Consider the following 12,734-nt stretch of genomic DNA (forward strand, 5'->3'; position numbering starts at 1 on the left):
GGAATGGTCTCTAGCTTTTCATTCTAGTTTTTAAAATGGTATAATAGTACTATATCTAAAGCAAGGAGGAGATGAAATGATTGCACAGCTCGACACCAAGACTGTTTACAGTTTTATGGAAAGTGTGGTTTCGATTGAAAAATATGTACAAACAGCTAAAGAGTATGGCTATTCTCACCTTGCTATCATGGATGTGGATAATCTCTATGGAGCCTATCACTTTTTAGAAGTGACTCGTAAGCAGGGCATCCAACCTTTAATTGGTCTTGAAATGACCTTGATTATAGACGAGAAGGCGCTTTCTTTCCGTTTTCTAGCTCTGTCTACTAAAGGTTACCAAGAGTTGATGAAGTTATCCACTTTAAAAATGACTGGACGAAAAAATTGGTCTGACTTCACCACCCACCTCGAAGATGTTGCCATTATTGTTCCTTATTTTGATGGAATCGATCAGCTGGATTTGGGGGATGATTATTTTATCGGTGTCAGTCCAGATACTCCTCAAGAGGTCTTTACCAGACCCATTCTTCCACTCTACCAGGTCAACTCTTTTGAAAAAGAAGACCTACAGGTTTTACAAATCTTGTCAGCAGTCAAGGACAATGTCAGCCTGAGAGAAGTGGATGTGCATTCACAACAAGGGATTTTTTTACCTGCCACAGACTTGGAAGCACGTTTTATGAATCGCTTCCCTCAGGCACTTTCTAATCTCCAAGGCTTGATAGAGAATGTAAGCTACCAACTTGATCCAAGTTTAAAACTTCCTCGCTTTAACCCTGAAAGGCCTGCGGTAGAAGAACTTAGAGAGAGAGCTGAGCAAGGCTTGAGTGACAGGGGGCTAACCTCAGCTATTTATCATGAGCGGCTGAATGAGGAATTAGCTGTGATTCATGATATGGGATTTGACGACTATTTTCTTGTAGTTTGGGATTTGCTCCGTTTTGGACGTTCCCAAGGCTACTATATGGGAATGGGGCGTGGTTCTGCTGTTGGTAGTCTGGTGGCTTACTCACTTGATATCACAGGGATTGATCCGGTTGAAAAGAACCTGATTTTTGAGCGCTTTTTAAATCGTGAGCGTTACACCATGCCTGATATTGATATTGACATTCCTGACCTCTATAGACCAGAGTTCATTCGCTATGTTCGTGATCGCTATGGCAGCCAACATGTGGCGCAGATTGTCACTTATTCGACCTTTGGAGCAAAACAGGCAATTCGTGATGTTTTCAAACGATATGGTGTTCCAGAGTATGAATTAACCAATATTACGAAAAAGATCAGTTTTCGAGATACCTTAACCACGGCCTATGAAAAGAATTTACAGTTTAGGCAGGTCATCAATAGCAAGATTGAATACCAAAAAGCTTTTGAGATTGCTCGAAAGATTGAAGGGTATCCTCGTCAGACCTCTACCCATGCAGCTGGGGTCGTTATGAGTGACCAAGATTTGACGGACTATATTCCTCTAAAATATGGTGAGGATATGCTCATCACCCAGTATGATGCTCATGGTGTTGAAGCCAATGGACTTCTAAAAATGGATTTCCTGGGCTTACGTAACTTGACTTTTGTCCAAAAAATGCAGGAATTGCTTGCTGAATCAGAAGGTATTCATCTGAAAATTGAAGAGATTGATCTGGAAGACGAGGACACTCTGGTTCTCTTTGCAGCTGGAAATACTAAAGGTATTTTCCAATTTGAACAGCCAGGAGCCATTCGACTCTTGAAACGAGTTCAGCCGCAAGTCTTTGAAGAAGTGGTGGCAACGACATCCCTCAACAGACCAGGTGCTAGTGATTATATTGATAACTTTGTCGCTCGAAAGCATGGCAAAGAAAAGGTGACGGTGCTGGATCCTGCCTTGGAAGACATCCTTTCTTCAACCTACGGTATTATGCTCTATCAAGAGCAAGTCATGCAGGTAGCTCAGCGCTTTGGAGGATTCAGTCTTGGCAAAGCCGATATCCTCAGACGAGCCATGGGTAAGAAAAATGCTAAAGAGATGCATTTGATGAAGGAAGATTTTATTACAGGAGCTATGAAACTTGGGCATTCAGAAGAAAAAGCCAACCAAGTTTTTGCAGTGATGGAAAAGTTTGCAGGCTATGGATTTAATAGATCCCACGCTTATGCTTACTCAGCACTAGCATTCCAACTGGCTTATTTTAAAACCCATTATCCTGCTATATTCTTTCAAGTCATGTTGAATTATTCTAGCAGTGATTATATTGTAGATGCTCTGCAGATGGGCTTTGAAGTAGCGCCTTTAGCAATAAACAGCATTCCCTATCATGATAAAATTGCTCAGAAGAAAATCTATCTTGGTCTAAAAGCCATTAAGGGCATGCCAAGAGATTTGTCTTACTGGATTATTGAAAATCGTCCCTTCTCAAGCATTGAAGATTTTGTCACACGTCTTCCTAAGAATTACAAGAAACTATCGCTTTTAACTCCATTGGTTGAACTGGGGCTCTTTGATGAATTTGACAAGAATCGTCAGAAAATCTTAGTGAACCTACCAAACTTATTTGTTTTTGTTGAGGAGTTAGGAGGACTCTTTGCGGATGCAAACTATAGTTGGACTGAGGCTGATGATTTTACAGAGGCAGAAAAATTTTATAAGGAGCAGGAACTGATTGGAGTTGGAATCAGTGCCCATCCTCTACAAACTCTTGCCAAACAAGCTTTATATCCAACAACGTCCATCGTTAATCTCACTGAGGGGAGTCAAGCAACTCTTCTAGTTGAAGTGCAAAAACTAAAAGTCATTCGAACTAAGAAAGGCGAGAGTATGGCCTTTCTACAGGTTCATGACAGTAAGTCTAGACTGGATGTAACTGTATTTTCTGACCAATATCGAAAATTCGCTTCCATTTTATCCGAAGGGAAATTCTACTATATCAATGGCAAGGTTCAATCCCGAGATGGTCGTCTGCAAATGATTGCACAAGATTTGAAAGAAGCAGTCGCTGAACGATTCTGGATTCAAGTTAAAAATCACGACAACGATAAAGAGATTTCAAATATCTTGGAACAATATAAAGGCCCCATTCCTGTTATTATCAGGTATGTAGAGGAAGAAAAAACAATTGTTTCCTCCCGTCATTTTGTAAAAAAAGACCCTGCTTTACAGGAAAAATTAGAGGGAATTGCTATGAAAACGATTTATCGCTAAAAATACGAAAAATAGAAGAATTTTCAAATGAAATGTGGTATAATCAATAAGAATGTTAAAAGAAAAAGGAGCAAAACCAAATGAAACGTATTGCTGTTTTGACTAGCGGTGGAGACGCCCCTGGTATGAACGCTGCCATCCGTGCAGTAGTTCGTCAAGCAATCTCAGAAGGAATGGAAGTCTTTGGTATCTATGATGGATACGCAGGGATGGTTGCCGGTGAAATCTATCCACTTGATGCTGCTTCAGTTGGAGACATCATTTCACGTGGTGGTACTTTCCTTCACTCTGCTCGTTACCCTGAGTTTGCACAACTCGAAGGTCAACTTAAAGGGATTGAGCAGTTGAAAAAGCACGGGATCGAAGGTGTCGTAGTTATCGGTGGAGACGGTTCTTATCACGGAGCTATGCGCTTGACTGAGCATGGATTCCCAGCTATCGGTCTGCCTGGCACAATTGATAATGACATCGTAGGTACTGATTTCACAATTGGATTTGATACTGCAGTTACTACTGCAATGGATGCGATTGATAAGATTCGTGATACATCATCAAGTCACCGTCGTACTTTCGTTGTAGAAGTAATGGGACGTAACGCTGGTGATATCGCACTTTGGGCAGGTATTGCTACTGGTGCCGATGAAATCATTATTCCTGAAGAAGGCTTCAACATGGAAGAAATCGTAGCTAGCATCAAAGCTGGTTATGAACACGGTAAGAAACACAACATCATCGTTTTGGCGGAAGGTGTTATGTCAGCAGCTGAATTTGGTCAAAAACTAAAAGAAGCTGGAGACACTAGTGACCTTCGTGTAACTGAACTTGGTCACATCCAACGTGGTGGTTCACCAACTGCGCGTGACCGCGTCTTGGCGTCACGCTTGGGAGCACATGCTGTTAAACTCCTCAAACAAGGAATCGGTGGTGTCGCTGTTGGTATTCGTAATGAGAAAATGGTTGAAAATCCAATTCTTGGAACAGCAGAAGAAGGAGCCTTGTTCAGCCTAACAGCTGATGGCAAAATCGTTGTTAACAACCCTCACAAAGCTGACCTTGGACTTGCTAGCTTGAACAAGAGCTTGTCATAATCAACTTTAACTAATCTGGTAAAATGACCATAAAAGGTCAAATTATATAAAGGAGTCACAAATCATGAATAAACGTGTAAAAATCGTTGCAACTTTGGGTCCTGCGGTAGAAATCCGTGGTGGTAAAAAATTCGGTGATGACGGATACTGGGGTGAAAAACTTGACGTTGAAGCTTCAGCAAAAAACATTGCTAAATTGATTGAAGCAGGAGCTAACACTTTCCGCTTCAACTTCTCACACGGTGACCATCAAGAACAAGGTGAGCGTATGGCAACTGTTAAACTTGCTGAAAAACTTGCAGGTAAAAAAGTTGGTTTCCTTCTTGATACAAAAGGACCAGAAATCCGTACTGAATTGTTCGAAGGTGAAGCTAAAGAGTACTCATACAAAACCGGTGAAAAAATCCGTGTTGCAACTAAACAAGGAATCAAATCAACTCGTGAAGTGATTGCTTTGAACGTTGCGGGTGCTCTTGATATCTACGACGATGTTGAAGTTGGTCGTCAAGTATTGGTTGACGATGGTAAACTTGGTCTTCGCGTTGTTGCTAAAGACGATGCAACTCGTGAATTTGAAGTTGAAGTTGAAAACGACGGAATTATCGCTAAACAAAAAGGTGTAAACATCCCTAACACTAAAATTCCTTTCCCAGCACTTGCTGAACGTGATAACGATGATATCCGTTTCGGTCTTGAGCAAGGTATTAACTTCATCGCGATCTCATTCGTACGTACTGCAAAAGACGTGAATGAAGTTCGTGCAATCTGTGAAGAAACTGGAAACGGGCATGTTCAATTGTTCGCTAAAATCGAAAACCAACAAGGTATCGACAACTTGGATGAAATCATCGAAGCTGCTGACGGTATCATGATTGCTCGTGGTGACATGGGTATCGAAGTACCATTCGAAATGGTTCCAGTTTACCAAAAAATGATTATCACTAAAGTTAACGCAGCTGGTAAAGTTGTTATCACAGCAACAAACATGCTTGAAACTATGACTGAAAAACCACGTGCCACTCGTTCAGAAGTATCAGACGTATTTAACGCTGTTATCGACGGTACTGACGCGACTATGCTTTCAGGTGAGTCTGCAAACGGTAAATACCCACTTGAATCTGTTCGTACAATGGCAACAATTGACAAGAATGCTCAAACCCTTTTGAAAGAATACGGTCGTTTGTCATCAGTTAACTTGGCACGTAATTCTAAGACTGAAGTTATGGCATCAGCTGTTAAGGATGCAACTAACTCAATGAACATCAAGTTGATTGTTACCCTTACTAAGACTGGTCACACTGCACGCTTGATTTCTAAATACCGCCCAGATGCAGATATTTTGGCAATCACTTTCGATGAATTGACTCAACGTGGATTGATGTTGAACTGGGGTGTTATCCCAGTAACAACTGAACGTCCATCAAACACTGATGATATGTTCGAACTTGCTGAAAAGATTGCAGTGGAACAAGGTTTGGTAGAATCTGGTGATGATATGATTATCGTTGCAGGTGTGCCACTTGGAGAAGCTGTTCGTACAAACACAATGCGTATCCGTACAGTACGTTAATCTAAACTTTTAAAAGAGCCTATCATACCAAGCTTTTGTGCTTGTATGATGGGTCTTTTTTCTATTTTAGAAGATAAAAAGAGAGAGATTTTTATTAAACAGAAATGGGAAAAATAAGAGAACTATGGTATAATAGAATGTAAAGACCTTTTTAGTAAATTTTGAAAGAGTATAACATGAGAAAAATTGTCATCAATGGTGGACATCCATTGCAAGGTGAGATCACCATTAGCGGTGCTAAGAATAGTGTTGTAGCATTAATCCCTGCTATTATACTGGCAGATGATGTTGTCACTTTGGATTGTGTCCCGGATATTTCAGACGTTGCTAGTCTTGTAGAGATTATGGAAATCATGGGAGCGAAAGTAAAACGCTACGATGATGTTTTGGAGATTGATCCTAGAGGTGTTCAGAATATTCCAATGCCTTACGGCAAGATCAATAGCCTTCGTGCATCTTATTATTTCTATGGAAGTCTGTTAGGTCGCTTTGGTGAAGCTACAGTTGGACTTCCTGGTGGATGTGATTTGGGACCTCGTCCGATTGACCTTCACTTAAAAGCTTTTGAAGCCATGGGAGCTAAGGTCAGCTATGAGGGAGACAATATGAATTTGTCTGCTCAGGGTAAGGGACTTCACGGCGCAAGTATCTACATGGATACTGTCAGCGTTGGTGCAACGATTAACACCATGATTGCTGCAGTAAAAGCTAAGGGACGTACTGTCATTGAAAATGCGGCCCGTGAACCAGAAATCATTGATGTGGCTACCCTTTTGAATAACATGGGGGCTCACATTCGTGGTGCAGGGACTGATATTATCATCATTGATGGTGTCGAGCAACTTCATGGGACGCGTCATCAAGTCATTCCAGACCGCATTGAAGCAGGAACCTATATTTCACTGGCTGCAGCAGTTGGTAAAGGAATTCGTATTAACAACGTTCTCTATGAACACTTAGAAGGTTTTATCGCCAAACTAGAGGAAATGGGCGTTCGCATGACGGTCTCTGAGGATAGTATCTTCGTTGAAGAACAGTCTGATTTGAAGGCCATCAATATCAAAACAGCTCCCTATCCAGGGTTTGCAACCGATTTGCAACAGCCTATCACGCCACTTTTACTAACTGCTCAAGGTCGTGGAACTATTATTGATACCATTTACGAAAAACGTGTCAACCATGTCTTTGAGTTAGCAAAAATGGATGCGGATATTACGACTACAAATGACCATATTTTCTACACTGGTGGGCGTGTTCTACATGGTGCCAAGGTGAAAGCTACAGACTTGCGAGCTGGTGCTGCACTTGTCATCGCTGGTTTGATGGCTCAAGGCCAGACTGAAATTACAAATATTGAGTTTATCCTTCGTGGTTACTCAGATATTATTGAAAAATTACGTAGTCTTGGAGCAGATATTACACTCGTCGAAGACTAAGCCGTTGAGGTGATTATGAATATTTGGACCAAATTAGCAATGTTTTCTTTCTTTGAAACGGAACGCTTGTATTTGCGTCCTTTCTTTTTTAGTGACAGTCAAGCGTTTTACGATATTGCTTCAAATCCGGAAAATCTGCAGTTTATTTTTTCCAGTCAAGCAAGTTTGGAAGAAAGTCAGTACGCACTTGCTAACTATTTTATGAAGGCTCCTCTAGGTGTTTGGGCAATTTGTCTCCAAGGAGATCAGGAAATGATTGGCTCCATTAAATTTGAAAAGATTGATGAAATCAAAAAAGAAGCAGAAATTGGTTACTTCTTAAAAAAGGATTCTTGGTCACAAGGCTATATGACAGAAGTAGTTACCAAGCTTTGTCAGCTTTCCTTTGAAGAATTTGGTTTAAAACAATTATCCATCATCACTCATCTGGAGAATCAAGCTAGTCAGAAAGTTGCCTTGAAAGCAGGTTTTAGTCTCTTTCGCCAATTCAAGGGGAGTGACCGCTATACTCGTAAAATGAGAGACTACCTTGAATTTCGATACGTTAAAGGAGAATTCAGTGAGTAAACACCAAGAAATCTTAAGTTATCTGGAAGAGTTACCAATAGGAAAACGTGTCAGTGTTCGTAGCATTTCCAATCACTTGGGTGTTAGTGATGGAACGGCTTATCGTGCTATCAAAGAAGCTGAAAATCGTGGAATTGTAGAAACCCGTCCTCGTAGTGGAACCATTCGTGTCAAATCTCAGAAAGTAGCTATTGAGAGGCTAACCTATGCAGAGATTGCAGAAGTCACTTCATCTGAAGTCTTGGCTGGTCAAGAAGGTTTGGACAGGGAATTCAGTAAATTCTCCATTGGGGCCATGACCGAGCAGAATATTTTGTCCTATCTGAATGATGGTGGTTTGTTAATCGTCGGAGACCGTACTCGTATTCAACTTCTGGCTTTGGAAAATGAAAATGCGGTTCTCGTGACTGGAGGTTTCCATGTCCAAGATGATGTATTGACTCTAGCCAATAAAAAAGGTATCCCAGTTCTGAGAAGTAAGCATGATACTTTTACAGTAGCGACCATGATCAATAGAGCTCTCTCAAATGTGCAAATCAAAACCGATATTCTGACAGTTGAAAAGCTCTATCGTCCTAGCCATGAGTATGGTTTTTTGAGAGAAACAGACACAGTAAAAGATTATCTAGACTTGGTCCGTAAGAACAGAAGTAGTCGTTTCCCGGTCATTAACCAACACCAAGTGGTTGTCGGGGTTGTTACCATGCGTGACGCAGGAGATAAATCCCCCAGCACGACGATTGACAAGGTGATGACGCGCAGCATTTTCGTGACAGGATTAGCGACCAATATTGCCAACGTCAGTCAACGGATGATAGCAGAAGACTTTGAGATGGTCCCAGTCGTGAGAAGCAATCAAACTTTGCTCGGAGTTGTAACGAGACGAGATGTCATGGATAAGATGAGTCGCTCTCAAGTTTCGGCTTTGCCGACTTTTTCAGAGCAAATTGGACAAAAGTTGTCTTATCATCACGACGAAGTTGTGATTACAGTTGAACCCTTTATGCTTGAGAAAAACGGGGTTTTAGCAAATGGTGTTCTTGCTGAAATTTTAACTCATATGACACAGGATTTGGTGGCAAATAGTAGACGCAATCTCATCATCGAGCAGATGCTAATTTACTTCTTGCAGGCTGTGCAGATAGATGATACTCTGCGAATTCAGGCTCGTATTATACATCACACAAGACGTTCGGCTATTATTGATTATGATATTTATCATGGTCATCAGATTGTATCAAAAGCAAATGTTACAGTTAAAATCAATTAGAATCTAGGAGAAAAAATGATAACTTTAAAATCAGCACGTGAAATCGAAGCCATGGACAAGGCCGGTGATTTCCTAGCGAGTATCCATATCGGCTTACGTGATTTGATTAAGCCAGGCGTGGATATGTGGGAAGTTGAAGAGTACGTTCGTCGACGTTGTAAGGAGGAAAATTTCCTTCCACTTCAGATTGGCGTGGATGGTGCAGTCATGGATTACCCCTATGCCACTTGTTGCTCTCTCAACGACGAAGTAGCTCACGCTTTTCCACGTCACTACATCTTGAAAGATGGCGACTTGCTCAAGGTTGACATGGTTCTAGGTGGTCCGATTGCCAAATCCGACCTCAATGTATCAAAACTCAACTTTAATAATGTTGAGCAAATGAAAAAATACACCCAAAGTTATACTGGTGGTTTAGCAGACTCGTGCTGGGCTTATGCGGTCGGTACACCGTCTGAAGAAGTGAAAAACTTGATGGATGTGACCAAGGAAGCTATGTATATAGGGATTGAGCAAGCAGTCGTTGGAAACCGTATCGGAGATATCGGTGCAGCAATTCAAGAATATGCTGAAAGTCGCGGTTATGGCGTCGTGCGTGATTTGGTTGGTCACGGAGTTGGTCCAACTATGCACGAGGAGCCAATGGTCCCTAACTACGGTATTGCAGGCCGTGGTCTTCGTCTACGTGAAGGAATGGTGCTGACCATTGAACCCATGATCAATACTGGAGATTGGGAAATTGATACAGATATGAAGACTGGCTGGGCTCATAAAACCATCGATGGGGGCCTATCTTGTCAATATGAACACCAGTTCGTGATTACCAAAGACGGTCCTGTTATCTTGACCAGTCAAGGCGAAGAAGGAACGTATTAAAACGAAAGGAGCTTAGCTCCTTTTTTTATATTCAGTTTAGATAAAATAGACAAGCGTAGCAAAGTTGTCACAAATTTTTTCTTTTGTAGTAAAATAAGATTAGAATTTTGTGAAAGTAGGTAATTCGTTGGAATCTATTATATTTTTAGTATCCGTTTTTTTAGCCGGCATTCTGTCTTTCTTTTCACCCTGCATCTTTCCTTTGCTACCAGTCTATGCTGGTATTTTACTGGATGATCAGGGAAATTCGAAAAGCTTTCGATTTTTCGGAAGAGACGTTGCATGGTCAGGTTTAATTCGGACCTTGTGCTTTATTGCTGGCATCTCCCTCATTTTCTTTATTTTGGGATTTGGAGCTGGATTCCTAGGGCACATGCTCTATGCTGACTGGTTTCGTTATGCTATGGGGACAGTCATTATTCTTTTGGGGCTTCACCAGATGGAAATCTTGCATTTTAATAAACTGGAAGTTCAAAAGACAGTCACTTTCAAACAATCAAAGTCAAATCATTATCTATCAGCTTTTTTACTTGGGATAACCTTTAGTTTTGGTTGGACGCCTTGTATCGGACCCGTTTTAAGTTCGGTCTTGGCTCTGGCGGCTTCAGGTGGCAATGGTGCTTGGCAAGGAGCTGTGTTAACATTAGTATACACATTGGGAATGGCCCTTCCTTTCATTGTTTTGGCCTTAGCTTCGGGCTGGATCATGCCCTACTTTAGTAAATTAAAACCCCATATGATCCTACTAAAGAAAATCGGGGGAGCTTTGATTGTTTTGATGGGATTGTTATTAATGCTAGGGCAGTTAAATGCCTTGTCAGGAATTCTTGGATAAAAGGAGAAAAAGATGAAAAAAGTTATTTTTACGGGATTGAGCCTCATGTCTTTATTTTTATTGATTGCCTGTGGCGAAAAAGAAACCAAACAAACGGAAAGTCCCAAACAGCCTACTGTGCAACAAATTGCAGTAGGAAAGGATGCGCCAGACTTCACCTTGCAGTCTATGGATGGCAAAGAAGTCAAGTTATCAGACTATAAAGGTAAAAAGGTCTATTTGAAATTCTGGGCCTCTTGGTGTGGACCTTGTCGAAAGAGTATGCCCGAGTTGATGGAATTAGCTGCAAAACAAGATCGAGATTTTGAAATACTAAGTATCGTCGCACCTGGTCTCCAAGGTGAAAAAACAGTTGAAGAGTTTCCGAAATGGTACCAAGAACAAGGCTACAAGGATATACCAGTTCTATATGATACCAAGGCAACTACCTTCCAAGCCTATCAAATTCGTAGTATTCCAACAGAATACTTGATTGACAGTCAAGGAAAAATCGGAAAAATCCAATTTGGTGCTATTAGCAATGCAGATGCTGAAGCAGCTTTTAAAGAGATGAAATAAAAAAATCGCGAAGAATCGCGATTTTTTTATAGTTTTTCATTGATAAAGCGGATAAATTGATTCCACCAAACTTTTAAGAAGAAGGCTTTTTCAATTTTCTTTTCAGAAACCATTTCAAAAGATGGTTTTTCAGAAGTGAGGTAGCCTTGACCCACCAAATCTTGGTCATCATAGGTTAGATGGCCAACAACAGTTTCAGCTTCTAGTGGCGCTGTCTCGGCCTTGTTTTTTGGAGTGAACTGCAGGCTTGATGATGCTTGACTTCCCAATCGTTGTATGACAGTGATATCAGATTTAGCAACAGCAGTTACGGTATCTTCCTTCCCATCAAGTACAGAAACTTTGCTATCTTTGTAGGCCTCTCCCTTCTGGACAATCGTTTTGAGAGCATAATTAGATGTTATATAGTCCAAAAGGGAAGAAGTAGCAGTAAAGCGAGCGTAAGGATTACTGTTTTGTTGGTCAGCGTTTAAGACAACAGTGATGATTCGCATCCCTTTTTCGGTAGTTGTTCCAACGAAAGAAGCTCCCGCCTTGTCTGTTGTACCAGTTTTGAGCCCATCTACTCCACCTCGATATGCTGGCATTCCTTCCAACATATAGTTAGTAGAGTGAATTTCCATACCAGCAAATGTTGATGAAGCTTTCTTGGTAATTTCTAAAACTTGAGGGTAATCTCGGATGAGGTTTCGAGCGATGATTGCAACATCGTAAGCGCTTAGCTTATTCTCCTCATCCTTTTTAGAACCAGGATAGATATTATTTCCAAGTGTTTCGTTATTAAGTCCAGTAGTATTGACAATAGTAGCATCTTTGATACCCCATTCAAGAAGTTTCGCCCTCATCTTGTCAACGAAGTCTTTCTCTGAACCAGCAATTTTTTCAGCAAGAGCAATGGCTGCACTATTGGCACTTGATACTAGAGTTGCTTCCAATAATTGTTCCACTGTATACTTGCGCGCTTCCATAGGGACATTACTCGCCTCAGAATTGGTTGTGAGTTGGTATGGATAGTCAGAGATATCAACTGGGGTAGATAGGCTAATTGTCCCTTGTTCCAAGGCTTCATAGACTAGGTAGACAGTGAGAATCTTGGTGATAGAGGCAATTTCAACAGCTTGAGTAGCATCTTTTTCGTAGAGAATTTTCCCAGTGTTTGCTTCAACAGCAATGGCATGCTTGGCAGCAACATCAAAATCTTGCGCAGATACAGTAGGAATGGCTGTGCCAAAAATGATAAGAGTTAGTAAGGATAAAATTATTTTCTTCATAGTAGTTTTATTCTATCACAAAGCGAAAAAATATTCTCGTTTTTATAGTAAAGCCATCTTATCTTTTTGAAGAATTATGGTAAAA

Annotated in this window: 10 protein-coding genes; 9 read left to right on the forward strand and 1 reads right to left on the reverse strand. The window is 40.9% G+C overall.

Features of this window, described 5'->3' with window-relative positions; translation table 11 throughout:
• Window positions 1-76 precede the first annotated feature (76 nt).
• The 9 genes from HF881_RS00380 to sdbB all read left to right on the forward strand — a co-directional run bounded on the left by HF881_RS00380 (window position 77) and on the right by sdbB (window position 11,378).
• Complete coding sequence (locus tag HF881_RS00380) at window positions 77-3,178, forward strand: DNA polymerase III subunit alpha (protein ID WP_169445998.1); 3,102 nt, start codon at window positions 77-79, stop codon at window positions 3,176-3,178.
• An 80-nt stretch (window positions 3,179-3,258) separates the two neighbouring features.
• Window positions 3,259-4,266, forward strand: coding sequence for a 6-phosphofructokinase (pfkA, locus tag HF881_RS00385; protein WP_169445999.1), 1,008 nt, complete (start codon window positions 3,259-3,261; stop codon window positions 4,264-4,266).
• A 64-nt stretch (window positions 4,267-4,330) separates the two neighbouring features.
• Window positions 4,331-5,836, forward strand: a complete 1,506-nt coding sequence (gene pyk, locus HF881_RS00390) for a pyruvate kinase (protein WP_169446000.1) — start codon at window positions 4,331-4,333, stop codon at window positions 5,834-5,836.
• A gap of 176 nt (window positions 5,837-6,012) precedes the next feature.
• A complete protein-coding gene (locus HF881_RS00395; RefSeq protein WP_093585086.1) occupies window positions 6,013-7,272 on the forward strand; it encodes a UDP-N-acetylglucosamine 1-carboxyvinyltransferase in 1,260 nt (419 codons plus the stop codon).
• Window positions 7,273-7,287: 15 nt separating this feature from the next.
• The gene (locus HF881_RS00400) at window positions 7,288-7,839 is read left to right on the forward strand and encodes a GNAT family protein (protein ID WP_169446001.1); all 552 of its coding nucleotides are present in this window, start codon (window positions 7,288-7,290) and stop codon (window positions 7,837-7,839) included.
• Window positions 7,832-9,109, forward strand: a complete 1,278-nt coding sequence (spxR, locus tag HF881_RS00405; RefSeq protein ID WP_169446002.1) for a CBS-HotDog domain-containing transcription factor SpxR — start codon at window positions 7,832-7,834, stop codon at window positions 9,107-9,109. The genes HF881_RS00400 and spxR overlap by 8 nt, the downstream gene beginning before the upstream one ends.
• A gap of 15 nt (window positions 9,110-9,124) precedes the next feature.
• Window positions 9,125-9,985 (forward strand): methionyl aminopeptidase, encoded by an 861-nt coding sequence (locus HF881_RS00410; protein ID WP_000631557.1) that lies wholly within the window; start codon window positions 9,125-9,127, stop codon window positions 9,983-9,985.
• 127 nt (window positions 9,986-10,112) lie between these two features.
• On the forward strand, window positions 10,113-10,820 hold the full coding sequence (gene ccdA2, locus HF881_RS00415) for a thiol-disulfide oxidoreductase-associated membrane protein CcdA2 (RefSeq protein ID WP_169446003.1): 708 nt from the start codon (window positions 10,113-10,115) through the stop codon (window positions 10,818-10,820).
• Window positions 10,821-10,832: 12 nt separating this feature from the next.
• On the forward strand, window positions 10,833-11,378 hold the full coding sequence (gene sdbB / locus HF881_RS00420) for a thiol-disulfide oxidoreductase-associated lipoprotein SdbB (RefSeq protein WP_169446004.1): 546 nt from the start codon (window positions 10,833-10,835) through the stop codon (window positions 11,376-11,378).
• Window positions 11,379-11,404: 26 nt separating this feature from the next.
• On the opposite strand, the gene pbp3 is transcribed toward sdbB, so the two are convergent.
• Window positions 11,405-12,649: a D-alanyl-D-alanine carboxypeptidase PBP3 gene (gene pbp3 / locus HF881_RS00425; protein ID WP_169446005.1), complete on the reverse strand. Its 1,245-nt coding sequence runs from the start codon at window positions 12,647-12,649 to the stop codon at window positions 11,405-11,407.
• Window positions 12,650-12,734: the final 85 nt, after the last annotated feature.

The sequence above is a fragment of the Streptococcus sp. WB01_FAA12 genome, assembly GCF_012843315.1.
In the GTDB taxonomy this organism is placed as follows: Bacteria; Bacillota; Bacilli; order Lactobacillales; family Streptococcaceae; genus Streptococcus.